A 25,064-nucleotide genomic window follows, 5' to 3' on the forward strand; every position below is an offset into this window, starting at 1 on the left:
GCATGAACTTATGTGGATTTGAAGTTGGGCTAGATAAGCCCTTATTTTTAATAGCTGGTCCTTGTGTTATTGAAAGTGAAGAGTTAGCACTAGAGACGGCTGGATACTTAAAAGAAATATGTTCTCAGCTCAATATTCCTTTTATTTATAAATCGTCTTTTGATAAAGCTAATCGTTCCTCCCTTACCAGCTATAGAGGCCCAGGTTTTGAAAAGGGATTATTGATTCTTGAAAAAGTCAAAGCTCAAGTTGGCGTCCCCGTATTAACAGACGTACATGAAGATACTCCTTTACTGGAATTATCTACTGTTGTTGATGTATTACAAACTCCAGCTTTTTTGTGCAGACAAACTAATTTTATACAAAAAGTTGCTGCCATGAATAAGCCAGTGAACATTAAAAAAGGTCAATTTTTAGCTCCTTGGGAAATGAAACATGTGATTGCTAAAGCTAAGGCCGAAGGTAATCAACAGATTATGGCTTGTGAGCGAGGCGTCAGCTTTGGTTACAACAACTTGGTCTCTGATATGCGTTCGTTGGCGATTATGCGCGACACGGAATGTCCTGTTGTTTACGATGCTACCCATTCAGTGCAATTGCCTGGAGGCAATAATGGTGTTTCGGGTGGGCAGAGAGAATTTATTCCTGTGCTGGCCAGAGCCGCGGTAGCAGCAGGAATTTCAGGATTATTTATGGAAACTCATCCTGATCCTGATAAAGCCTTAAGTGATGGTCCTAACAGCTGGCCCTTAGCTAAAATGAAGCAATTATTAGAATCTTTGAAAGAAATAGATGCCGTGTTTAAAAAAGCAGGTGAAATGAATTAATAAATGTAAGCTGGCTGGCTCCAATTTACAGGCTATAACTATCTAAGGCTCTCTATTTTTCGCCTGCATAAAGAACTTTGATTTGAATCAAATAATCAATTTCTAGCAAGGGTTAGGGAGAGAGCCCCTTCCTAAACCACCTTACGTCATGTTCAACTTGAATGAGTAAATCAAACGCGTCATCGTGTTCTTAATAAAGCCTTAAGTTCTACTTAACAATTTCTTAATGTCCTTGTGCTTTAATAAATAATAAGCTCAATTATTGCGATTTGTGAGAAGAGTATGGCTAAATTGTATACTAAAGGCAGGGTGAATTTTGGTACGATAACCGGTAATGATTTACCTCGATATGAATATCATAGGACAACTAGGCAGGCAGTGGAGCTTTCAGCAACTAGCAACTCTTACCAAGAAGTAAGAGGGGGAATAACTTATCAATGGGATAATATTGCTCCAGAAGTCGCACTGGTTATTTTACAAGATTCTGATAACAAAGGCGTTAATATAAGGCAGGAAATTATCAATCAAATTGGCGAAGATGAGTATAATAAATGCATCCTGCAATCAGTGATTGACACCCTGAACAATAATCCTGATTACGCGCTATTCACAAAAAAATTAGCATTAAAGATAAGTAATAATAAGTCGGAAAAATTAACCATTGATTTGTTAAAAGAGTCTGGAATTAATACTGTTGATCAATTTGATAAAGTGTTTATTGAATTATTATTACAAGAGAAAAAATTAAGTAAGAACTATCCAAATTTTACCAAAATCAAAAAAACCGATGATTATAATCAATTTATAAATTATTTGGCCGATAATTCTTTATTTAATAAATTTCTTCGATCTTTTACAGATAGAGTTGCCTATGAATACAATAAAAATCGTCCGACTCTTGAACAGGTAACCGCGCCTCAAAATATCGATCGGGCATCCTTGAATACGTTTTTGAAAGCGGTAAGTTTTACTGCTGTCTATAAAGAGCCTATTGGATCGCCACAAAAGAATACTTTATATGTGCAGTTAGAGAATGGCAGTAAGTTAATTTATACGGTTGTTTCTCCTTCAGGAGATACCATTAAGGATAGCATTCCTCTCAACCAGTTAGATTTTCAAATCGATGAAACTAATGCTCAGGAACAAATCCAAGAACATTTGCCCTCTATTTTAGCAATAACAGCAAAGAGAGGGCACACGGGAGACCTTGCTCTTAACTCAACCGAAGCACTTAGGAGTAAGGGACTGAGTTATCTTTCAGGAAATATTAACCATGATTTGTTTTTGTCTTATCTTCCTGCTATGGATATGGTGAGAGATGAAGGGTATAAATTTACTCTTTATCAGTGGCTTAAAGAACAGGGAAATTTGGATAAATTTAAAGATCTGTTAGTTGAAGGAGCTTGTCAACGCGCTTTTAGTGAAATGGATCAATATGTCAGTCAACTCAAAGAGTATCCTGAGATCGATGAAAACTTTCAACAAGAAATTGATGTTGCCGCAACTTTAATGAAGGAAATAATCCAAATAGTTTCATCTTTAGATAATGATCCCAATTCTCGTGATGCTGATCTTGATAAGAAAATAGATAGCCTAAAAGTTAGTTTAAAAAAACTTAAACATTTCTTTGATATTACTCCTATTCAACAGCCTGGTGTAGTTTATCCGACCAGTGCGGGTAATTTCGAAAAATTTGTTAAACAGCTCGTATTTAATTCTACCAGTGAAAAAATGATTCGGTTTATTCCGCACAAACAAGCTTCCTCCATGACTTTAAGAGTGAATTTGCTCGATCTGGTTAATGCATTTGTTACTGACAGAACTTATGTCGAAGTAAGAGATAGCAAAAAGAAAGAAGAGAAAGGCTTCTTGACCGATGAAAACAGCCAAGTGATAAGTCCTGAAGTTGCTTTAAGAGGTCAATTGAAATCTATAATAACGACACATCTTAAGGACAATATTCACCATTATCATACTATCCGTGGCTATGAAAATGATGGTTTAAATACACAACAAGCTCCCCTGGGGTTTAGAGGAGGGAGCTTTACCGATTCATTACTAGATACCAAGCAATTTGCTAAGAAATTCACGCGCCAAGGTGAATATTCTGCGGATAGCCATTTATTGGTTGGCCAGGAAAATAATCTTCGTAAGCACGAAGTTCGCTCAGGAGCTGCTGCAACGCTTATTGCTGCTACTGGGGTTGATGGAACTCGCTCAGTAACTGACAAATTTGATATTGCGCTCGATTTTGGTGGGCAAAAGAACGTTAAAATTATGTATATTTTGCGTGGTAAGGAGGCATTTCATACGCAGGCATTTCTTGATCCATTCGGTAAAAACAAACTAAGTGAAATGGCTTACACTAATGTCTCACCTAGCGATTATGTAATGACAGTTCTTTATGATAAAGACAACGTTATCCTTGATGTAATCCCAGGGAATTTAAGTGGGGAAATAGAAGGAGTTAGTGATTTCTCTCGCGAGGTAATTAGTGCTTGTGTTGATTTTTATAATCAGCAGCATGATCCAGATATGAAACATAAAAAAAATATCCAGTTACCGAGCCCAAGCGGACAGAAAAGCATCCCGACTAGCCATTTGCATGAGCGCAAACCACTTATTGATATTCTTCGCACCCATCAAACTAAGTCAGATGTTAAGCCTAAAGCACCTGAGACTCAGCTAGGCTCGATTAGAATAGAGCGTGTTACTGATAATGGCAATAAAAAACTGGCGATGCAGTCCCTACGAGCTGAAACTAGACTTGTTACAGAGCCACTGATCAATTTGCAGTTCTCAGACGCTCCATTTCCTAGTGGTGGAATTGACTTGCAAAAAGAAAGAGAGGCGGCAGTTGCTCATTACAATATGAGACATGTCTTAACTTTGAAAGAGTTTACACAGTGGAGTCATAAAGAAAGACAATTACAAGAAGAATTTAACCGGATATTACAACCTGGTTTCATGGAAGGCGATGTCCAAATAAATTTAAACAACGCTGAAGTTGCTCAGGAGGGCTGGTTAACTGATGTACTTGTGCCAACATTAGAGACCGCATTCTTGTTACATGTCGCTGCACGATTGATAACTGACTATGAGATTGACGTTGAGCAGGTTAATGAACGTGCTCAAATGGTATGCAGTGATTTGGGCATTCAAGCTACCTTATCTTTTGAGCAACTGACAACCAAATGGCGTGAAATTCGAAGTAAGTTAAACCCATTAGATAACACAGAGGCTTATGAAGAGTGTGCTAAAAAGGCACAAGAAAAAATGAAGAAACTGTACTCAACCATTGATGAGGGCAGTGTAGACTATCAATATAAATTTGCAGCTTGTCTGGAGGTAGAAAAAAACAAGGTTATCAAAAAAATGTCTAATCAGCTCATGTCAGAGTTTCTTGATAGTCAGATGGATAATTTAGTTGCGAGGACTAATCTTTCCAAAAAGCCTGTTTTCAAATTGGAAGATAATGCTGATTTGGTTTTTTTAGGTCCAGCTGCGAGTGGAAAAAGCACTATATCACGTCAATATGTTTCTGAAAAGGACAAAGCTAAATACGTTTCTCTTGCAACTGATGACTATCGCGGAATATGTAAGCCCTATACCAAGGATTTTGAACAAAAAGAAACGGAGCAAGTATTTATTCGTACCCAAGATAGCGCTTATTTAGTCAGTGAAATTGTTGAAGAACGTATGAAAAATAGAACAGTGGAAAGGCCTAATGTCATTGTGGATGGCGTGACTTATAAATCCTCTCACAAAGAATTAGTTGAAAAAAATAAAAATTCCATCTTAGTTTGTGCCTGTCTTGATGATGTAGCTGAAGTAGTTAAACGGTGCTACAATCGAGCCATGCAAGAGGATGCTGGTTCTGCAGATAAAGGGCGGCATGTCAATACAAAAAGCCTACTGGATTCCCATAAAACAGCCAGCATCAATTTGATAGCATATTGTCCGAGCAACGTAACAATTAAACTTTATAATACCAATATTCCTAAAGGGGAAAATCCGCCACTTATTGCCACCGTAGACACCACGAATGGGGAAAAAACCTTAACGATTAGCCATGAAAAAGGCTCCTTAGTGAATATTGCTTCTTTCTTCAACAAGGGGCGTTTAAATAGTGAAGCAAGAGGTACCGATAGTTTATTTATGAATAAAATGAGAGATCCTGTATATCAGATTGATTCATTATTTGCTGTTATGGGACGTGGATTTAAAATTGTAGTAAATGGAGAGGATAATAAACCTTGCATGGTTATTAGAAGCGATAATGGTAGTATTGTTATGGACATTCTTGATCCAGCCCAAGTGAAAAATAAATTTGAAGAAAATAGTTCTGACAAGCAATTATTAAAGATGATGATATTATATGGAAAAAACGGATCGCTTACTGCTACGCTAGAAGAATGTTTATTACATAGTAGTGATATTGATGAGGTTGTTTCGCAATATCTTGACGACAAAATGGCTGAGGTTCTACCCGCTGATGAAGTGAGCGTCAATCCTATGCCGTAATTGGTCTTAAAATTTTAGATGGCTGAAAATTATGTTCAATTGAAGCCGAGTAGGGCTAAAGATTTAATCGATATTCCTTTTAGAAGTTGAATAAAGTAGGAGAAATTAAAAATGAGTTTTATGAAAGGTGAACGAGGATATCAAGGTATTATTGACAGATACATTGAAGGAAAAAAGCAATTTATTGATAGCATCAGGGCTGCAATCACTAAACAAACGCTTGATTTAGGAGAAAGACAAAAGCGGTTAGAAACCTTTGATGCTTTACTTCTTAAGGCCACTTATGCAAGTGAAGAGGAGTTAGAGGACGGCTTTCGTAAAAGCTTACCTTTGCCTCATGATCCCACCATATCATTCATTGTAAGGCAATTGAGGGAAGTCAATGGATTTTGTAATCAGTCCTTTAGTGATGAGCATGAGGGTTATCAGAGTATTTATAATACGATCACTTTTTTAACATCTGAGACTAAAAGAGGCATACGAGAACAATTCAGTAAGGCTTTGACTGAAATGGTTTTTGATAAAACGGGTACCCCTCCTGCAAACAACCAATGCTTATAACTTAGGCTTATATACTTCTATCAACTCTCCTCCTCTATATCAATCAGGCAGGGTAACAGCTCTGCCGTACAAGTCCGAGCAGTGAACTCATAAGAATAAAAGGACTACAAAAATACATAGGATTCTTGAATAATTTATAGAACAATTAAGTCGACGATCCTGGCATTGATATGTAAGGTAAGTGTTATCAGGAAGTTAAACTATTTAATTGAAGATGATTTGAATGAGTTACTTGGCGGAGAGGCAGGGATTCGAACCCTGGGAAGGTTGCCCTTCAACGGTTTTCAAGACCGCCGCATTCGACCGCTCTGCCACCTCTCCGACAGGCAGAATACTAACTTAATGCCTGTTTTTTTGCAAATAGTTTTTTAACTTTTTGGTGTATTCAATTTAATTTAAAGACAATTGGTATTAAAGTGAACTAATTTTAAAACTGTCGAATAAATTTATCGTAATTATGTTTAAAATCATCACTATTTTGATACTCAAGTAATGCTTTATTTATTTCTGATAATAAAACAGGATTGTTTTTATTGACCGCAATTCCTACGCCATACCCATAGATATAAGGGGAGCCTATGGGATGCAATGCTCCTGATGAATTTGCTTCCCAATAAAGGGCTGCTTGCTGGTTTACTAAGACAAACTCTACTTCATCAGAGTTTAATGCCTCGATGAGACTGGTATTTGTGGGATACAGCTTAATTTTAGGACTCTCTATATTCATGGCCTTAATGTGATCATAAAAAATCGTGCCTGAGACTACTCCAATTTTTTTACCATTTAACAAATTCACATTAAAAGGTTCTAATCCTTCTGTAGGCGGGTGTTTTGACAAAAAGCGAGAATGACTCAACAAATAGGGAATACTGAAATTAACTAATTGAATCCGTTCTTGAGTAATAGTAAGGAAACTTACAGCGACATCTATTTTTCTATCGGTTACTGCGGGTATTAATTGGTCAAATTGCATGGTATGAAATACGCAATGACGTTTCATGATTTTGCATAGGCTGTCCATCATTTCTATATCAAAGCCGTAACTTTCGTTATGTGCGCCTTGCATCACATAAGGGGGAAGAAAGTGTGTTATACCAACATTTAAAGGCACTTCCTCTGCATGGACTGTAGTAATTGTAACAAGGAAAAAGATTAATAAGTGGCGGATAATACTCATTTTTTATTCTGCAGATCTGGATGTTAGGCTATATTTTGAGTATAGCAAAAAATTACCCTTTCACAACGCTGATGTTAGCAGTGAATGCTTTTTGCGTAGTTATTTGAACTACTTTGAGTTTGAACAAGCGAGGCGAAGGCTCTTTCTTGTGAGCACCAACCATAATTATTTTAAGAATAAGCTCAAGAATGTTCGCAAATTATAGAGTCATAGGTATAATGACCGCTATTTTCGCGTTCCTGTTGCGGAATGCAACAGATATATTAATAGGTGTGGGTTTATGAAACGAATTCAGATGTTATTCCTAGTTAGCTCTATTATTGCTTTGTCTGCTTGTTCCCTCTGGAATAAAGATAAAGAGGATAATAATCCATTTAAAGGAATGACAGCAAAACAGCTCTATACTGAGGCACAAAAATCGTTAAGAAAAGAAGAGTATGCTACCGCCGCAAAGCGTTTAGAAGCTATTGAAACCATGTATCCCTTCAGTGACTACACTGAAAATTCACAAATGGAATTAATTTATGCTTACTATAAAGGCGAAGACTATCCATCAGCTGCAGCAAGTGCAGAGCGTTTTATTCATCTTTACCCAAGAGCTAAAAATGTTGATTACGCGTATTACATGAAAGGGTTGGCAAACTTCCAACAAACACGTGGTGTTTTTGCAAAGATGTTGCCTATGGACGAATCATGGCGTGATCCTGGAACGCAAACTCAAGCCTATAACGATTTTTCTGTATTAGTTCAAAAATTCCCAGACAGCAAATATAAGGCTAATGCATTGCAACGTATGATTTATTTGCGCAATATGTTTGCCCAGCATGAGCTGAATGTATCCGCGTTTTACTATAAACGCAAAATGTACGTTGCCGCTATTGAGAGAGCAGGCTATTTAGTTAAGAATTATCCTCAGGCTCCTAGTGCGCAAAAAGCATTAACTATTATGTATCACGCTAATATGGCTTTAGGTCTTAAGAGTGCTGCGTCTGATGCAATGACGGTGTATCAGTCTACCTACCATACTTCTAAAATGCCAAAATTGACTCAATGAGTTAATAAAATTGAGTAAGTAGGTTGAGCCATGCGCCCAACCTACCTTCCTTCCGTAAAAAATTTTCATTGAATTAGCGGCTAATTTTTCTACTCTAATCACGTCAGCAAGGGTTTAAATGATTCGTTTTTTGGATTATCTCATGCGCAAATAATCCCGTTTTATAATCAGTTTGTATTGTCTTTTTCACTGATGTGTCAGTGTATTTATTGCTAGCCGATTAGCATTTATTTTGCGCTCTACCAATCCTTTAATTGATTAAAATAAGTCTTTTGTGGTAAAATTTTGACTTGTATTTAATTGAAAATATAGAATCAATATTTTATAACCGTTGGAAAAAAATGCCAAAATCATTAGAAAATCATATAAAGTTGTTACGCCTTAACGAAGCTAGCTTTCGTGAAGAAACTTTAACTGAATTAACTGTTAATTTTCCTACTTTAATCAAATCAGCAAAGGATATTGAGGATTTATTTCTTTGGTTATCTCCTGGAGAAAGAACTCAGTTTTATAATCAGTTTAAACAAGAGATTTTTGCTCATGTTTCTACTTTAAGGGATTTTAGTGCTGTTGGTTTTCGTTTGTCGCAGAGCGAAGCAAAAGAGCTCTATGAGCATTTAGAGCGAATAGGGGCACTTGTAGCCTCTACGGTGCGTGATTATTGCAATTTATTAAGTGTCATTAAGGAACCTGAGCTTCGCACGGTCATTGTTAATGGACTAGAAAAAAACGTTCCTACTTTGATTCAATCAGCAAATGATATTGAGGCTTTATTTCTTTGGTTATCCTCCGGAGAAAGAACACGGTTTTATAATCAGTTTAAACAAGAGATTTTTGCTCATGTTTCTACTTTAAAGGATTTTAGTGCTGTTGGTTTTCGTTTGTCGCAGAGCGAAGCAAAAGAACTCTATGAGCATTTAGAGCAAATAGGGGCGCTTGTAGCCTCTACGGTGCGTGATTACTGCAATTTATTAAGCGTCATTAAGGAACCCGGGCTTCGCACGGTCATTGTTAATGGATTAGAAAAAAATGTTCCTGCTTTGATTCAATCAGCAAATGATATTGAGGATTTATTTCTTTGGCTATCTCCTGGGGAAATAACGCGGTTTTATAATCAGTTTAAACAAGAAATTTTTGCTCATGTTTCTACTTTAGATGATTTGCTTAAGATTGGTTTTCGTTTGTCTCAAGAACAAGTTAAAGAAGTTTATCATCATCTAGGTATCCTAACTTCTTTATCGTCTGAATATAATCAGCAAGACGTAATTGATTCTCATAAAAGAATCCACAGCACATTGGAGCTGAAATTTAATGAACGAGTCGAACTACTTCAACAAAAAATGACTTATTTTTTAGGAAAACCGGAGTTTATTGATGCCTATGCAGCTGCCGCACATTTATATGCTGCATTAAATAAGGCAGGCACCCTCTATTTTTCTAATCCACAGACTCAGGGATCTTATGAGCATTTTCAGTCCACCTGTAAAACGGAAATAAAAACGGCCAGGGAAATATTAGATCAGCATCGCGGATGGACGAAAATACTACTCAATATCCTGGCTATAGTGGTTACTGGGGGAGTGGGGTATGCCATAGCTGCTGGAATTGATTACGTAGTTAATGGGAAATTTACTTTCTTTTCTACGGACAGTTCTTTAAAGATTGATGAAATAGAAGAAAGTATTCACCAGGCAGCTCCTGCGGCGTAATAAATACGCCGTAAACGTTCCGTTTCTCGTAGCCTGGGTTGCCGCATAGCGAAACCCAGGTTTCTTGCCATCAAATTCCCGGATTACTATTAGATTAAGCACTCTTCTTGAGTTGTTTCTTCCAGGGGTGAGTCAGTGTTTTTATTGCTTGTTGACAAGGTTGCTAATAAATCATTAGTGAGTTCTCGTAATTCACCTGATAATAAGGTTAATGCAGCATCTGCTCGTAGATACTCTTCATCAAGCTCTTTTACCTCATTAAATTCATCAATTAAAAAATCTAGGCTTTTTAATTTTTTAAAAATGAAATCGTGAGTTAAGGTAAATTGGATACGCTCTTTCCAGATAATTGAAATTTCAGCAGTGGCCATTCCTTGGGATAAAAGCGTTAAAATTTCTTCTGCAGGTAACTCATAGCCCTTACATAAAACTCGTTTTTTCTCATCATCAAGGGAGAAAAGCAGGCATTCAGACGCTAATTGGAAATCAGCTGGGAGTGTTTCTGGTGAATGTATCCATTCCGCAAACCGAATTGCAAGATTTTCCGTATGGGTTAATGGTTCAATATTAATACCCGATACTGATTTTCTTAAAAGAGCCGTGAGTTGAGCCGCTTGAGTATTACTAGAGGTATTAATGATTAAGCGTTTACTTACAGTATCCAAAAGGGCTGGCAATCTTTTTTGGACGCAAAAGGATTTTGGCAATAGTTCAAACTCCAGATCTTCTGCGATTTGGTTTTTTTCTGCCCGTTTTACCATACGCCCATGCTGAGTTTCAATCATTTGAATTCTCTCTGCGAGCATTTTATTAATGACGCCACGAGGAAGTATACGTTCTTCTTTCCCCATGCAAATGAGTGAACCACCAGCAACTTCATGGATCATTTCACCAGCGTAAGCAGGAAGCCAGCCGTATATAAAACGAGCATGAGGAGGACAAGGCTTCAGTATTTCTTCAGCTAAAGAAGCATTTAAATCACAGGACTCGTCCAATTGATATTGATATATAAGCGCGTTATTAAACCACATGTTTTATCCTTTGGGTAAATTTAGAAATGTTATCATGAAATGATTTTGGCTGTGTAAGGAATTTAAAAAATTTCTCTAATAGACTTAATATTTCCTTAATGTATTTTTTGTACAGTTGAATGAGGTAAGGAAGCCAAGGAGAAATAAAATGGTAGCTGGAAAAATTTACTATCGTTCAGATACTCGACCACCAGAGCAGATCTTTAAGGAAGGTTTTACTCCTAAATTAAATCAGTTTCAAGAACTGTGGTGGAAAGAAGCGATTAAAAGCAGAGGATACATCAATGATTATGGACTTGATAATCAAGCAATTGATGCTGATCCAGTAGTTTGTATTTGTATGACTACCAAATTGGAAAGTGCCCCCATATTTCCATTAAATACAGAGGATTCTTATATTTATGCCATTGCGCTGCCAGAGCCTACTCAAGTTGAATATTTGGGGCAGGGAAACGGGGCGGTAAGATTATCGAAAACGGCTAACACGCCAACCGATGCTCTCGATACTGTTATTGATTTACATAGTTTTCAGACGGTACAGGCCAGAAACGTTTGTGGTTTTTTTGACCACAAAGTGGATAATCTTGGGGCTTATGCTGGTTGGCCATTATATGCCTACGAAGCCATAGCGTTTAAAGTTCCTCCCCAATCTATCATTTGTGCTATTAAATGTACGAGAGAAAACTCTGGATTAAATATCAATGTCTCTTGTGATATTGCCGATAAACCTAAATGCTCTGAAGATAAAAAATTTATGCTTGTCGGTGATATTATAGAAAATTCAAGTTTCTCTAGAGCCCATATTTTGAGCATGGGAGAAGCAATGCAAAGTAGGTGGGTGGGACTTAATTATGGTCCTCTTAAAGAACAAGCCTTGCAGGAAATAAATAGAGTAAAAGAACAGAAAGAAACTTATACCCCGGATATTTACTATGGTTTGGGAGGGAAAACTTTTTAAATTTTGTGCTGAGCAAAGTGTTTTTTGTTGTCATTGCGATCATATTTCAACGTAGTCCACATTAGCGCAGCGTAATCCGGGAATAGTCTCAATCCCGGATTACGACTTCGTCTATCTGGGCTACAAAATACAATAGGTACCTATAGCTATAGTTCTATTATAAGGTAACTGATAAAATTCAATGTTCAGGTTAGCGGAGTAATTACGCATTAAAAAGGCGAATATTTTTTCTTGCCAGTAGAATCCCAAAGATTTTTTTGATTTTGATGCCATCACATTGGGTATTTCAACCATATAGGTTGCTTGATTGATATTTAATTTAAAAGGCAAGAGTTTTTTATTGCTGGCTCTTTCTATCGCTCTTGGTATAGAAATAGTTTCCATAAATCCATAGTGGATAGTTAATTTGCAGACGCGTTCATCTAAGCATGATATTTCGTAACGCTGGCTGTAGTGAACGTGAGGAATATTATCTACTATATAATCAACAATAAGCACATTTTCAGGGACAGAGCGGCTCAGTTTGAGAAAATGAAGAAAGCTACCACCACTTTTGTCATACACATCGGTGATGAAAATGGCTGTAACCCCTGGAAGCTGATTTAAACTTTTATATTGTAGTTGTTTCAATATCTTGTAGATGTCATCTTTATTTAGGTAGAAGTTTTTCCTTAAATACTCCAGCCCATATTTCCATGTATACATAATGAACGCTATAAATAAGGCAAAAGTAACAGGCACCCATCCCCCAGTTAAAAACTTATGGGAGTTAGCTCCTAGAAAGGCGCAATCTATAATAAGGAATAAACCAAATATCATTGCAGTTTTAAATTTTGACCAAAGCCAAATAGATATTGCCGCATAGGCAACCATCGCATCTACAAGCAACATGTAAACATTAACGGCTATCCCGTAAGCATGGGCCAAGTTATCGGATGTTTTGAAAAATAGGGACAGGAATAGGGTTCCTATAAATAGAATTACATTAATTTGAGGAACATAAATTTGTCCTGAGTAGAGTCTGGATGTTTGAATGATTGGTATTCTCGGGCATAAGCTAAGTAACACTGCTTGTTTTGTTAAAGAGAATGTAGCGGAAATTACCGCTTGTGACGCAATAACAGTGGCTATAGTTGCTAAAACAATTAAAGGTAAATAAAACCAACTAGGAGCAATCATATAAAATGGATTATCAATGGCCTCAGGATGCTTTAATAAATTTGCTCCCTGACCAAAATAGTTCATTATTAGACAAGGAAGAACTAAGGTAAACCAACTGGTTCTTATTGGCGTTTTGCCAAAGTGTCCTATATCAGCAAAAAGAGCTTCTCCCCCGGTTACAACAAGGAAAATACCACCTAATAAGAAATAACCACGAAAACCAGCATCCTTAAGAAAGGCAAAGGCATAATAAGGGTTTATCGCTTTAAGCACTATAGGATCGTTAGCTATTTGCATTAAACCAAGAACTGCTATGGTACAAAACCAGATCAGGATTAATGGGCCGAAAAGATAACCTATGCTTGCTGTACCTTTAGATTGAAGCAAAAATAACAATATAAAGATGATGCATGCCGTGGGCAGAACATAAGGGGTAAATGAAGTTGAGAGAGTGCTAATCCCTTCTACGGCACTGATTACTGAAATGGCGGGGGTCAGCATACCATCGCCTAATAAAAGTCCTGCTCCAAATATAGCGACTATATAAAATAAGGGCTCATAAGCTGTACTTTTATGCTTCATTAAGGCGAGGAGAGCAAGAATTCCGCCTTCCCCCTCATTATCGGCCTTGAAAATAACCATTAGGTACTTAAACGAAATAATAATGAGTAAGGACCAAAAAATTAGTGATAAAACTCCTAAAACATTGGCTTGATTGATTGAAAGATTATCCAGGGTTACTTTTAAAGCATATAACGGGCTAGTACCAATATCACCGAATACTATTCCTAATGCACCAAGGGTCAGGCCATAGGATGATTTATTTTTTTCCATCGTATTTTAACTCGTTATCAATTACCAATAGGCGTTTAATGCAAGCACATAAGTTCTGAAATAACCGGTATTTTTTCCAGCGACTGGAAACCAAACACCACCAATAAGACCTACATTGGCATTGAAGTTATATTCTAAGGCAGGTGCTAAAGCTGTTTCATTGAATGAACCGCTGCCAACGCTGGCAGGTAGGCCGCTAGCCGTAGTGCCTGCGAATCCTCTGAATCGGGTTACGCCCCCACTGGACAGCGTTCCTTCCATTACCGCAACCCAACTTTGAGTTAAGGTATATTCAAAGGCTAAATCTGCATCATTTTCATGAACTCCATCAATTTTACCTTGGGTATTTACTGCACCACCGTAACTGCTGAGTCCATTGATAGTTACTGGGCTTGTATAAAGATGAGAAACAATAAGACGAGTCCGTAAGTAATGACCGACAAATATTTCTCTTAGATATTGCAGGTTTAAACCAATTTGCGACTGATAACTACCTAATCCTGTGGAGTCTGTACCAAGGAGCAAAGGATTAAGGCTATCAAATTTACCCGTAGGAAAAACCTCTTGAAATAAAATACGTACATCTGCTTTATAAGGAGAGCCTTTTTGCTCCATTAATTGAACGCCTATTGCTGTAGCGATGTCTGATATCCTATTATAGTTAACTCCTCGGGTAGCGTTGAAGTTATAGGGTAGGGCAATCTGAACATCTAACCAATCGGTAAAACCATGAGTTAATATAGGGTTGGTCACGAAAGTTTTAAATACTGGGGAACGAACAACTTTCCCAGAACCGTTATATTGACCATAGCCAAATACATCTAATCCATAAATTTCAAAGTTGGTATGGCCTTTCGCAACGGTATGGCCTGCTGGAGCTAGTATGGGGCCGGTAAACCAGGGGCCTGCATATCCCAAGGAGTTTAGAGCGAATATAAAAAGAAAAATGGCTATTTTTTTTGTTAGTTGTTGCATCTTTATCCTCGTCCCCATTGCTACACTATCGTTTGATAGTGTAGATTAGCCGACTTTTAGTTTTTGGGAAATAGAAAATGAAAGCGAAAGTTATTTTACTTGCAGCAAAACAAAATACAGTTTTACGAGGCCATCCTTGGATTTTTCCTAAAGCCATTGCTCGCTATAGTGGGAAACCTGTCACAGGGCATTTAGTTGACATACATTCTAACGAAGGAGAGCTTATAGGTGTTGGAGCATATAATGAGTATTCGCTGTATCGAGTTAGGGTATTAGCACTTGCAAATGAATTTATAGAGAACAATGATTATAAGTCATTGATAAGGCATCGATTACTACAGGCGAAAAAAGTAAGGGACTGCTTATTACTGCCAAATGAAAAAACTACTGCATATAGATTATTTAATAGTGAAGCTGATGGTTTGTCTGGATTAACTATAGATAGATTTAACCAATTTTGCGTTGTTTCTAGCTCCGCCTATTGGGTGGAATTAAACAAAAAACTAATTACTGAAGCCTTACGCGAACTATTTTCCAATGATCAAATAATATGGATGGCCCAAAACAAACCTTTAGCACAAGACGGTTGGAGCGAAATAGACATTCGTGAGACACACGGTGCCACTCAAGTTTTGGAAGGAGGGGTGACTTATCAAGTGGAATTTGCTTCGGCACAAAAAACAGGTCTATTCCTTGATCAAAGAGAAAATCACATACGCATGGCTGAATTTTCTAAAGGTAAAAAGGTTTTGGATCTTTATACTTATACGGGCGGTTTTGCTCTCCATGCTGCCAAAGCAGGAGCATTACAAGTTACGGCCGTTGATAGTTCGGAACAGGCTATCGCTCAAGGAAAAAATAATGCGGCGTTAAATAATCTAGTCAATATAGAATTTATCGAGGCTGATGCTCGAGATTATTTAGTAAAAGCAGGGGAATACGATGTAGTCATTTTAGATCCGCCCAAATTAGTCCCCTCGCAAAAACATTTACAGCGTGCCAAAAATTATTACCGCTTCTTACACAGAGAAGTGTTTAAACAGATGAAATCTGGTTCTTTATTAATGACGTGTAATTGTTCTTCAGCACTTTCATCAGCCGATTTTTGTTCTTTGGTAAGTGCGCAGGCGGTGGCTGTTGGGAAACAAGCTCGAATATTAGGTGTCTACGGACCAGCCAGTTGTCATCCTACTCTAGCGTCATTTCCAGAGGGAAATTATCTGACGGCGATTTTACTGGCGGTAGTTTAGATACAGATCGGATTATTAGTCCATAGCAGTCAGGCTAAGAGCGAAATATCCTTACTAAGGCCCTCTCCCTAGCCCTCTCCCGCGATTGAGTATTTTACGCTAATCAAAATCTCTTTCGCGGGCGAGGGAATTTTTCGTGCCATCGGAATATTATTCTGCCTCTGTATTCCCTCTCCATCGAGGGAAAGGGGAAATTTACCTCATCTCCTCTTTAGCTTGATAGCTATGGACTCCTCGCTCAACCCGCGATGGTTTCTTAATCTGTCAACCCAACCTGTATCTAATATGATAGATCTTTAATAAATAATAAATTTTCTATAAAAAGCATTTTTATTTATAGGTCAACTACACTTAAATCAAATCACTAATCTGATTCAATAACTAGTTGATGTTCTGAACATTATTCCAAGATATAAAGACGAGATAATAATTGGAGGCATTATGAACTCTATACCCCATTTAGGGCGTGGTGATTTCCACACAGTGTATCAAGGTCAATCAGTCGATGATTTGGTGATTCAATATATGGAAGAGAATAATGTACCTGGCATGATGCTATGCATAGTGCAAGCACCTTATATTACACGCATTGTAGGATATGGCTTTGCAGATTTGGAGACAAAACGCTTAGTTAGTACTCGTACTGTTTTTAATATAGGTCAGCTAACTAATGCTTATACTGCGGTAGCAATAATGCAACTGCAAGAGGAAGGAAAACTGCAATTAGATGATTTTATTAAAGATTATCTGCCCATCATACCCGAGAGTTGGCATGCTATTACAGTAAAAGAGCTAATGATCCATAGCTCTGGTATCCCTGATTATTCGGAAAGTGCTTCCTTTAATTATGCTGCTCAATATCAAGCGGATGAGTTATTAAATTTAATCAAGGACAAAGAGTTATTATTTAAACCTGGTACACAAATGCAAACTAGCGCAACTAATCCTTATTTATTGGGATGGATTATAGAAAAAGCGAGTGGCATGAGTTATCAAGACTATGTGATGAAAAATCAGATTGAACGAGTTGGTTTGCGAAATACATTTTTTGTAAATACGACACAATCTATTTCTAATGAAATAGAAAATGGTTCTAGCCCCTTTAAACACAGTAAATTTCTACAATTTTCTCAGCTTATTGATCCTACAGAACCCGCTACGGGATACGAACAAACGGGAAGCAGTTTTGAAAAGGTTTCTTCAATGTCTTGGAGTTCTTCTTATGCTAATAGCGGTATTGTTGCCAGTGCAGAGGATATTAGCATATGGGATATAGGCTTGGCCGGAGGAATTTTAGTTAAGGATCCTGAAAATCGAAGCTTTTTATATAATTCTCCTATGATAGACGGTAAGGTCATTCCTGGTAATGTGGGGTGGTTATTTCCAGGGCATAAAGGACTAATGCATATAAAAGGCATGATTCCAGGTTATTCTGCCTTTTTAAGTCGCTTTACAGCACCCAATGAATTGGTCTGTGTTACTTTACTAGCCAATAAAGGTAGCTTGCCGGATTTGGATGTTTTAGCACGCAAAATTGCTGCAGCTTTTGATCCCCAATTGGGTATACCGCAAGGAAGCGCTTCTTGGTCTGAAACCATTCAAAGTCCCTATTCGGTTCAAAAAACTATTGAGCGCGTTAAGAGTATAGTTCATGGCATGGGGGGTACCTGTTTTGCTCATGTTGATCATGCCGCTGAAGCCAAGAAGGCAAAACAAACGCTTTTGGATACAGAGGTTATTATCATTGGCAATCCAGCCAAAGGGACTGTTTTAATGCAGGAAAACCCTGCTTTTGCTTTAGATCTGCCTTTACGAATTATGGCTACGCAGGATAGTTCTGGCCAAGTCTGGTTAAGCTTCACTGATCCAGTCAAAATGGCTAAAGAATATCACTTAGATGTTCAGCATGTTCCTGCATTAAAGCAACTTTTAACGGCATTACAAAAGGTATGCGAAAAGGCGGTCTCTGCTCAATCAACAATTTGATTTAAGGGGAGCCCCGGAGATTAAGTTAAGAAGCTTTACTTTTTTCCTACGTCGCGCGACTTGTTTGCGGGGCGTAGCCCTATAAATATCGTACAATCTTAAAAGGAGGAGATCTATCTGGTTAACTGGCAACCATTATAAAAGGGAAAGGATATATAAGTGTCAATATGTTCAATATTTGATTATTATGGTGTTTGTTAGTATAATGAGCAGCTTAAAAATTGTATCATACAAACAGGACATGTTAAGTAAGTCCTGTCTCAAACTAGAGAGAAATACATTGAATATTAAGCGCCTCGTTTTTTTACTTTTCTTATGGATGTTTTCTATCTCTTTTTATGCTGCAGAACCTAGCTTAAGAGATAAAATTGGTCAGATGTTAATTATTGGTTTTCATGGAAAAAGTATTGATAAAAACTCTCCAATTACTGTGTCAATAAATCAAGAGAATATTGGTGGAGTTATTCTGTTCGATTTTAACATGCAATCGCAAACTTTTGATAAAAATATTGAGAGTCCTCTGCAGGTAAAGTTGTTGAATCAACAATTACAACGTATTACTCAAGAGGCTAACGAATCACGTCATAGACCTAATTTACCTCTATTAATTTCCGTCGATTATGAAGGTGGGCAAGTGAACCGGTTGCATCAGCGGTATGGCTTCCCGGAAATTCAATCCCCTAAGATAATAGGTAAAACGTCTCTAGATGATGCTAATGATTCTGCAAGGCTTATGGCTCAAACTCTGCACTCGACAGGATTTAATTTAGATTTTTTCCCCAATTTAGATGTTGATGTCAATCCGGAAAATCCTATTATTGGCAATCTAGAGCGTAGTTTTTCACCTGATCCCGAAGTGGTAACACAATATGCACAACTCTATTCACATCAATTTTTAGTGAATCAAATTGAATGTGCTTATAAGCATTTTCCGGGTCATGGCAGCTCTGTTGCTGATTCTCATTTAGGTTTTGTCGATGTGACAGATACTTGGAGCGAACAAGAACTTATTCCGTTTTTGCAATTATTCTCTCAACCCAAGCATTGTCATATGGTTATGGTTGCTCATATTGTTAATAGAAAATTAGACATTACAGGAGTACCTGCTACTTTGTCGTCAAGCATCATTAATGGTTTACTGCGCCATGATTTGCAGTTTGACGGGGTTGTTATTACAGATGATATGCAAATGAAAGCTATAGCTGATTATTATGGATTAGAAACAGCCTTAACTTTGTCTATTAATGCGGGTGTAGATATGTTGATCTTTGGCAATCAATTGGTAGATAAACTGCAAGATCCTAAAGAGCTAGTTGATATCATTGAGAAAAAAGTTCGTTCAGGAGAAATTCCAGAGCAAAGAATTAATGAAGCATATAAGCGCATCGTTAAGATGAAGCAGTCTTTGATTTATTAATTATTGTTTATCAAACATAAGTTGGGCCTCAGTCTTTGGCCCAATCATTGGAATTAAAAGATACCCTAGCTGTATATCTTATTGTAAAATAAACGCTTTTAAAATTGAATAATGTACCTGGTCTAAAATACTTTAGGGAAAATAAATTTCAAATTGATGTACATTTAAACAATGTTTTTGTGTATTTAGGCTTAGAGTAACTTTTAATTCCAATGATTGTCACACCCCTCTTTCAGATCCTTTAGCATGATGACGTTTTTCTTTATATTGGATTTTCTTTGTTTGTGAGGCTAATAAAATTAGAGTTATTTAAGTTAAATCAGATTTTGCTTAATCCCTTATTATTTTTTCTTTTGGTAATATTACTTATGAGGCAACTCGAAGCGCAATGCACATGTTCACATATTTAATTAATTGTGCTATAATTCACCAGCTGAATATGATCTGTAAATAAGATGCACTGATGACTAAAAAAAGTATTAACGTAATTGGTATAATGATTGATGCAGAATCTAAAGATTTTAAACTGTATCATGTGGACGAAACTTTGGAAAAAAGTATCCAAGACGGTACCTATAGTTGGCAATCAACTTCTGGCTTCAGGGAAGAGGGCTTAGAGGACATTATTGGATATCTATCAAATCTATCAATCCTACCGGAGCCGGATGCTACCACTCAATTTGTCATTGTGTATGATGTATCTTGTCCTAATAAAGAGGAGCATATAAAGAAACTTCTCGCAGAAATAAATAAAATCAAGAAAGATGACTTGCTACCTACCTTGATTTCAATAGGACATGAACAGTCCCCATGGAATGAGGATATTATAGACCAAGTCTCCATTATCAAAGAAGTTGCAAATACCGGAGCTCGTAACGACTTGTTCGGAAAAATTATAGGACAAAAGCTATCTAATATTGAAGATGAACTTCGTAAAAGTTCTGCGGTTCAATCATCTCAAATGCAAGAAGAAAACTCTTCTTCAATAAGTAATATTAGTATGATGGTTTTAGGTGGTTTTATTGCAGCTGCAGGAATTGCCGCAGTCGCTATTGCATTTACTGTGCTTAATGCTGCAACTTTTGGTATTGCAGGATTAGTAGTGGCTGGTATTGGAGTCGCAGCAGTCCTTTCAGGAGTGGGGCTATTTGCTACGGGTGCACACAAAAACAAGAATACAACCTCAGATATATCATTAGTTCACTCAAACAATATCGTACCTATATAACTCTCTATCTCTCTGTTGCAGTCATAAAGTCTTGAGTATATTTCCAAAAAAAGGATGGTAATATTAATTTATCAGGCGATGTAAAATTACCAGAGACAATCGAAGATCTATAATCCCTTAATTATGATTCATGTGACCTATGGAGTCCTCACGAGTAGTGACTCTTTTATGACATTTTTTACTTGAGTATTTTTGATATATATGCGTTTTTTATGGGCGATATTGTAGATCTTAAATTACCAAAATCCAGATATGGTTCCTGCTGGTGATGGTTTGTGAAGGGCGGGGACATTAGGCCTGATCCAGGGGCTTGTCTCAAAGTGCTCATTCAAAAACTACCAAGTTCAGAAGTACACTTCATTTCACCCAGCCTAGACTTGCTGCTATACTGCCTCGGACCATCGGGAACATTAGAGTAACCTCGGAGAATTTAACATGAAGAAAATTATCCCTTTATTAGCCAGTTTATTGTTGACACTAGGTACCACGACCCCACATGCAGAGACTGCAATTATCAACACATCTGAAGGCATCATAACCTGTAAATTATTCACAAAGGATGCGCCTAATACCGTTGCAAATTTTGTGGGCTTAGCAACTGGAACAAAAGAATTTAAAGATCCAAAGACTAGTGAAATAGTTAAGCGCCCTTTCTATAATGGCTTGATTTTTCATCGTGTGATAAGTGGGTTTATGATTCAAGGCGGGGACCCTCTTGGAACAGGGACGGGAGGTCCAGGATATCAATTTGCTAATGAGAACACTAATGCGAGTTTTAGCAAACCTGGTGTATTGGCGATGGCTAACGCTGGACCAAACACTAACGGTAGCCAGTTTTTTATTACCGTAGCCCCCACACCTAACTTACAAGGCGATTACAATGTTTTTGGCCAAGTAATTTCAGGACAAGAAGTAGCTGATAAGATTAGCAATGTAGCTACAGACCCACTAGATAAGCCGATAACACCTGTGATTATTAAAAGCATTACCATTCAAAAATGAATGAGAGCCAATGCGACAAGAAGCTCATCTTGTCGCAGCTGTTGTAGCCTTTATGCATCGTTGTGGGCGGGTGCGGTAGTTGGCCAATATGGAAAAATATCAGTCGGTTGGTTTTGGAACTAAAAATTCGGAGAAGGGAAGTAGGTAAAAAACGCTATTTAAATTAAATCGTTTAAATGAGAGTTTTCTCTATGTCAGATAACAGTAAGAAATAGTTACTAAAAGTAACTACTATGTGTTTCAAGTGCTATACTTATAATAACCCAAGCAACATAAGATGTTTGAACCGATAAGCATTTAAAGGAGAGTGTTCTGTTGCAGCGTTGAGCTATATCACGTTAACTGTGAGAAGCCTGAACTGTAACGTTTGCTCACCACCTAAACCCTAGGGTTCAAAGTCTTTGGTGGTTGGGGTTTCTTTTAACTAGGTCAATTACGCATAGATGCTAGTACCATTCTGAATTTTATACAAAAAGTCTTCGAAGAATATAATTTAATTGCTGCATTATAAGTGTTTCTCAGGTGCTTATTTACTCGCTTGTAAACTCCGCCCCTCGAAACAGTTATGCCTTGCTCTCATGCAAAATCTGCTAGTGATGGAAGAGGTCTATTCAAGATTCACAGGATTATAATTGTTCAATGAAGGTTCTTGAGATGCTGTAAAAGGATTTCCGCCAAGTACTCTAATACGGTTGGTTAATTGGTATAGTTGTTGTAATTGTTTGTCTGTAGGTTTTGAGGACTCAGGTATAAAAATAATACTCTGATTGGGATTTTTTAGATCCATTAATGCTTCAAATGCCACTTTAATTTTACCTTGATTAATGAATCCAGCCACGACAATCGCTTTGTTTTGCAAATTTTGGTAATGATTGATAACAATGTCATTATGCTTAAAAGTGAAGAGGATGAAAAACTGTTCATCGATAGTTTTCTTTAATTGAGCGGTTATATTAATAAGTGCTAAGCGGAAATTACAACGTACATTTTGAGGAAATGCACTTGCTTCAACAAGCAAGTCACGTAATGTATCGCTGGGAAAGTAGATATTCTTATAAGTAAACGCTTTTAAACAATCTGGAGGAAGCATTTTCTCGGAATAATAGCTTTTGAAATACCCTGGAGCAACAGAGTCGTCCACGAACAACCATTGTACTGTTGGATAAGTGAAATAATTTTCTATGGCAAAAAAAGGTCGCGTTGGATACCAGAAGCCGCCATAAAATCCCCATTTGTGCCAAAGGCCGTACTGATTATGGTAATGACCATTTTTCCAGTACTGCTCGTAATTATTGAATCTTTGTCTGTTATCACGTTCAAATTGTTTTTGGTAGTGATATTTAAACAGATGAATTTGATCCATCCATTGTCTAGAGTTTGGCTTATTGAGTACCTGCTGATTCCATAAAACTGCACTGCGTATATTGCTTTGGGTGATAGGGGCGTTGAAATGGCTGGGGTGGTTTTTTAACATAGCAAAAATGTCAGTGGGCCGTTTGTTAGGAATGACATTCTTTATCTGGGGAATTATGGATACTGAATCATCAGCAATGGTTTTATGCGACTTCAAATCAGGAATCGAAGGTATTTTGCAAATCATGCTATCATAAGGTTCTATGTACGACTTGAGTACAGGCTCCACCATTGGTTTTTTTATCAAGTTGTTGATTTTAGGATCTGCATATAACGCAGTTGGAAGGATAAATAGCAAGATTGAACAGAGCTTATAAGTGCACTTGACTATTGATTGTGATTTCATCCGAGTCATAAATTCCTTTATTATAATAAGAGATTATACCTCACATAACTTTAAAACCCCCTGGTGCAAGAATAATGTCACCTCATTTAAAATGGCTTTCAACTATACAGATTAAGACAAATAAGAGAAATAAACAAACTATATAAAGGGGAGCCTTACTACATTTTCATTTGATTGGTTGAAAAGTCAATCTGCATATATTGCCCTAGACTTTATTATGATCTGCTTAATTTTAATATATAATGCACAATTAATCACATTTAACGCGGATAATCTATTAAGTTATGTATATTCTTTCCAATGAGAAGAAAGTCGATAAAATTATCGAATGTTTACGTCTTCAAAAATCGCAGTCGACTAATAAAAAACGGATTGCTGTAATCATAGGCGAAGGCTCGGTTACATCCATGCTGCCTGAGCTGAACGGTTTATGTGATGCTATCATACTTATTGATATGAATTATCCAGTAATTGAGCATAACCAATGTATGATTGAACTTCTTTGTAATAGTGAAGATAGAGAGCAATTTAAGAGTGAATACAAGAAAAATTTTGGAGTGTATACCTATCACATGCTGACAGCGGATGAGAGACGTGGCGACTGGGGGGCATTAGGCTTTAAAAAATTACTTGGGCGATCTAACGATTTAGGAAAAGAATTCTTTCTGTCTTCAGAGCAACGTTTTTTACAATGTAGAAATGCCGCGGAACAGTTGGAAATCGTTCCTTTAAGTATCAACATGTTTGATTTAGAGCAAGTTAGACAGTTAAAGCAAAGATTAATAGACGATAATAGTACTATCTCTATTATCAATGTAACCAACCTTTATGAATGGGATGCAAATAAGAATGCTATTAATTGTTACAGAAAGGATGAGTGGCAGCCTAATAATAATGTTTCTGAAATGTTAAATCTCTTATTAGACAACTCTGTGGAACCCCTTATTTTATATTCAGCCTATGAAAAAAAAGATGATTTGCTTCTAGTAGCAAAAATAGATACGTCGATTAATGGTTATTTATATGAAGCGGAGCAGGCAATCCAGGAACAAATCCAGTCCTATGAAAAATCGTTGGGAGAGTTATGCGATAGTAGAGTTTCCCAGTCTCAATCAACATTCTATGGCAAGCGTCCAAGCACCATTAAGAGAGACTATCAAAGTGGTGAATATCATCTGAGCCATAAATGATTGCTTCAAAAAAATTGAAATCAAAAACGTAATTCTGAGCTATTATTTTGTCGAGTCATTAACCACTCCTCTAATGCTACTTTTTTCATTTCTATGGTTAATTTATATCCTGAGGATATGTGACCATCATCATAGGGCTTCTCAATTTTGCATTTGAGACCTTTTTGAGTAAGAATTTGGGCAAATTCCTTCATTTGCTGATCTTCAACATCTTTTGGAAACTCAAGAGAACTGCTCATATAATAATCATGAAAATGCAGCTTTAAATCGCTACCGGTCCAATACAATCCACATACTGAGTAATAATCTGGGGTAGTTGTTGTACCAATAACGTATAAATTATTTTAATATTAAAAGAGAAGAGGATATTAACAGTGAAATCTGAGGACATCATAATAATCAACTCCGACAAAAGATATTA

At 37.1% G+C, this 25,064-nt stretch carries 18 protein-coding genes and 1 tRNA gene; 12 read left to right on the plus strand and 7 right to left on the minus strand.

The features are described from left to right. Positions 1-2: 2 nt before the first annotated feature. From kdsA to LFA_RS05010, 3 genes are all read left to right on the plus strand, one after another. A complete protein-coding gene (gene kdsA / locus LFA_RS05000) occupies positions 3-827 on the plus strand; it encodes a 3-deoxy-8-phosphooctulonate synthase (protein ID WP_045095201.1) in 825 nt (274 codons plus the stop codon). A 282-nt stretch (positions 828-1,109) separates the two neighbouring features. Further along, positions 1,110-5,351, plus strand: a complete 4,242-nt coding sequence (locus LFA_RS05005; protein ID WP_045095202.1) for a zeta toxin family protein — start codon at positions 1,110-1,112, stop codon at positions 5,349-5,351. A 111-nt stretch (positions 5,352-5,462) separates the two neighbouring features. Then, the gene (locus tag LFA_RS05010) at positions 5,463-5,912 is read left to right on the plus strand and encodes a hypothetical protein (protein WP_052673857.1); all 450 of its coding nucleotides are present in this window, start codon (positions 5,463-5,465) and stop codon (positions 5,910-5,912) included. 233 nt (positions 5,913-6,145) lie between these two features. Here LFA_RS05010 and LFA_RS05015 read toward each other — a convergent pair. Next, positions 6,146-6,233: transfer RNA gene (locus LFA_RS05015), tRNA-Ser, on the minus strand. A 106-nt stretch (positions 6,234-6,339) separates the two neighbouring features. Then, entirely contained in the window at positions 6,340-7,089 is a 750-nt protein-coding gene (locus LFA_RS05020; protein ID WP_045095203.1) for a transporter substrate-binding domain-containing protein, read from the minus strand. Positions 7,090-7,369: 280 nt separating this feature from the next. Between LFA_RS05020 and LFA_RS05025 the strand changes: the two genes are divergently transcribed. Together LFA_RS05025 and LFA_RS18765 are read left to right on the plus strand one after the other, a co-directional pair. After that, positions 7,370-8,143, plus strand: coding sequence for an outer membrane protein assembly factor BamD (locus tag LFA_RS05025; protein WP_045095204.1), 774 nt, complete (start codon positions 7,370-7,372; stop codon positions 8,141-8,143). Positions 8,144-8,484: 341 nt separating this feature from the next. Then, positions 8,485-9,852 carry a hypothetical protein gene (locus LFA_RS18765; protein ID WP_052673858.1) on the plus strand — a complete coding sequence of 456 codons (1,368 nt, stop codon included), beginning with the start codon at positions 8,485-8,487 and terminating at the stop codon, positions 9,850-9,852. A gap of 89 nt (positions 9,853-9,941) precedes the next feature. Here the strand turns inward: LFA_RS18765 and LFA_RS05035 are convergent, their stop codons facing one another. Beyond that, positions 9,942-10,883: a recombination-associated protein RdgC gene (locus LFA_RS05035; protein ID WP_045095205.1), complete on the minus strand. Its 942-nt coding sequence runs from the start codon at positions 10,881-10,883 to the stop codon at positions 9,942-9,944. 148 nt (positions 10,884-11,031) lie between these two features. Between LFA_RS05035 and LFA_RS05040 the strand changes: the two genes are divergently transcribed. Continuing rightward, positions 11,032-11,841 carry a hypothetical protein gene (locus LFA_RS05040; protein WP_045095206.1) on the plus strand — a complete coding sequence of 270 codons (810 nt, stop codon included), beginning with the start codon at positions 11,032-11,034 and terminating at the stop codon, positions 11,839-11,841. A 120-nt stretch (positions 11,842-11,961) separates the two neighbouring features. Here LFA_RS05040 and LFA_RS05045 read toward each other — a convergent pair whose 3' ends face one another. Together LFA_RS05045 and LFA_RS05050 are read right to left on the minus strand one after the other, a co-directional pair. After that, positions 11,962-13,836 (minus strand): potassium transporter Kup, encoded by a 1,875-nt coding sequence (locus tag LFA_RS05045; RefSeq protein WP_045095207.1) that lies wholly within the window; start codon positions 13,834-13,836, stop codon positions 11,962-11,964. A 21-nt stretch (positions 13,837-13,857) separates the two neighbouring features. Beyond that, positions 13,858-14,811: a hypothetical protein gene (locus LFA_RS05050; protein WP_045095208.1), complete on the minus strand. Its 954-nt coding sequence runs from the start codon at positions 14,809-14,811 to the stop codon at positions 13,858-13,860. 77 nt (positions 14,812-14,888) lie between these two features. Between LFA_RS05050 and LFA_RS05055 the strand changes: the two genes are divergently transcribed. From LFA_RS05055 to LFA_RS05075, 5 genes are all read left to right on the plus strand, one after another. Beyond that, the gene (locus LFA_RS05055) at positions 14,889-16,061 is read left to right on the plus strand and encodes a class I SAM-dependent rRNA methyltransferase (RefSeq protein ID WP_045095209.1); all 1,173 of its coding nucleotides are present in this window, start codon (positions 14,889-14,891) and stop codon (positions 16,059-16,061) included. Between the two features lie 441 nt (positions 16,062-16,502). Then, entirely contained in the window at positions 16,503-18,047 is a 1,545-nt protein-coding gene (locus LFA_RS05060; protein ID WP_045095210.1) for a serine hydrolase, read from the plus strand. Positions 18,048-18,366: 319 nt separating this feature from the next. Continuing rightward, positions 18,367-19,464: a glycoside hydrolase family 3 protein gene (locus LFA_RS05065; RefSeq protein WP_045097433.1), complete on the plus strand. Its 1,098-nt coding sequence runs from the start codon at positions 18,367-18,369 to the stop codon at positions 19,462-19,464. A 463-nt stretch (positions 19,465-19,927) separates the two neighbouring features. Then, entirely contained in the window at positions 19,928-20,692 is a 765-nt protein-coding gene (locus tag LFA_RS05070; RefSeq protein ID WP_045095211.1) for a hypothetical protein, read from the plus strand. A gap of 435 nt (positions 20,693-21,127) precedes the next feature. After that, positions 21,128-21,694, plus strand: a complete 567-nt coding sequence (locus LFA_RS05075) for a peptidylprolyl isomerase (RefSeq protein WP_045095212.1) — start codon at positions 21,128-21,130, stop codon at positions 21,692-21,694. A 607-nt stretch (positions 21,695-22,301) separates the two neighbouring features. Here the strand turns inward: LFA_RS05075 and LFA_RS05080 are convergent. After that, positions 22,302-23,453, minus strand: a complete 1,152-nt coding sequence (locus tag LFA_RS05080) for a hypothetical protein (RefSeq protein WP_045095213.1) — start codon at positions 23,451-23,453, stop codon at positions 22,302-22,304. Positions 23,454-23,737: 284 nt separating this feature from the next. Here LFA_RS05080 and LFA_RS05085 point away from each other — a divergent pair, with 284 nt between their 5' ends. Continuing rightward, positions 23,738-24,643 (plus strand): hypothetical protein, encoded by a 906-nt coding sequence (locus LFA_RS05085; protein ID WP_045095214.1) that lies wholly within the window; start codon positions 23,738-23,740, stop codon positions 24,641-24,643. 20 nt (positions 24,644-24,663) lie between these two features. Here LFA_RS05085 and LFA_RS05090 read toward each other — a convergent pair whose 3' ends face one another. After that, positions 24,664-24,882 (minus strand): hypothetical protein, encoded by a 219-nt coding sequence (locus LFA_RS05090; RefSeq protein ID WP_045095215.1) that lies wholly within the window; start codon positions 24,880-24,882, stop codon positions 24,664-24,666. Between the last annotated feature and the right edge of the window lie 182 nt (positions 24,883-25,064).

Origin of the sequence: Legionella fallonii LLAP-10 (assembly GCF_000953135.1) — a bacterium.
GTDB lineage: Bacteria > Pseudomonadota > Gammaproteobacteria > Legionellales > Legionellaceae > Legionella > Legionella fallonii.

Coding starts and splice junctions, on each gene's coding strand:
- kdsA (WP_045095201.1), top strand. CDS start 3: ATGAACTTATGTGGATTTGAAGTTGGGCTAGATAAGCCCTTATTTTTA.
- LFA_RS05005 (WP_045095202.1), top strand. CDS start 1,110: ATGGCTAAATTGTATACTAAAGGCAGGGTGAATTTTGGTACGATAACC.
- LFA_RS05010 (WP_052673857.1), top strand. CDS start 5,463: ATGAGTTTTATGAAAGGTGAACGAGGATATCAAGGTATTATTGACAGA.
- LFA_RS05020 (WP_045095203.1), bottom strand. CDS start 7,089: ATGAGTATTATCCGCCACTTATTAATCTTTTTCCTTGTTACAATTACT.
- LFA_RS05025 (WP_045095204.1), top strand. CDS start 7,370: ATGAAACGAATTCAGATGTTATTCCTAGTTAGCTCTATTATTGCTTTG.
- LFA_RS18765 (WP_052673858.1), top strand. CDS start 8,485: ATGCCAAAATCATTAGAAAATCATATAAAGTTGTTACGCCTTAACGAA.
- LFA_RS05035 (WP_045095205.1), bottom strand. CDS start 10,883: ATGTGGTTTAATAACGCGCTTATATATCAATATCAATTGGACGAGTCC.
- LFA_RS05040 (WP_045095206.1), top strand. CDS start 11,032: ATGGTAGCTGGAAAAATTTACTATCGTTCAGATACTCGACCACCAGAG.
- LFA_RS05045 (WP_045095207.1), bottom strand. CDS start 13,836: ATGGAAAAAAATAAATCATCCTATGGCCTGACCCTTGGTGCATTAGGA.
- LFA_RS05050 (WP_045095208.1), bottom strand. CDS start 14,811: ATGCAACAACTAACAAAAAAAATAGCCATTTTTCTTTTTATATTCGCT.
- LFA_RS05055 (WP_045095209.1), top strand. CDS start 14,889: ATGAAAGCGAAAGTTATTTTACTTGCAGCAAAACAAAATACAGTTTTA.
- LFA_RS05060 (WP_045095210.1), top strand. CDS start 16,503: ATGAACTCTATACCCCATTTAGGGCGTGGTGATTTCCACACAGTGTAT.
- LFA_RS05065 (WP_045097433.1), top strand. CDS start 18,367: ATGTTTTCTATCTCTTTTTATGCTGCAGAACCTAGCTTAAGAGATAAA.
- LFA_RS05070 (WP_045095211.1), top strand. CDS start 19,928: ATGACTAAAAAAAGTATTAACGTAATTGGTATAATGATTGATGCAGAA.
- LFA_RS05075 (WP_045095212.1), top strand. CDS start 21,128: ATGAAGAAAATTATCCCTTTATTAGCCAGTTTATTGTTGACACTAGGT.
- LFA_RS05080 (WP_045095213.1), bottom strand. CDS start 23,453: ATGAAATCACAATCAATAGTCAAGTGCACTTATAAGCTCTGTTCAATC.
- LFA_RS05085 (WP_045095214.1), top strand. CDS start 23,738: ATGTATATTCTTTCCAATGAGAAGAAAGTCGATAAAATTATCGAATGT.
- LFA_RS05090 (WP_045095215.1), bottom strand. CDS start 24,882: ATGAGCAGTTCTCTTGAGTTTCCAAAAGATGTTGAAGATCAGCAAATG.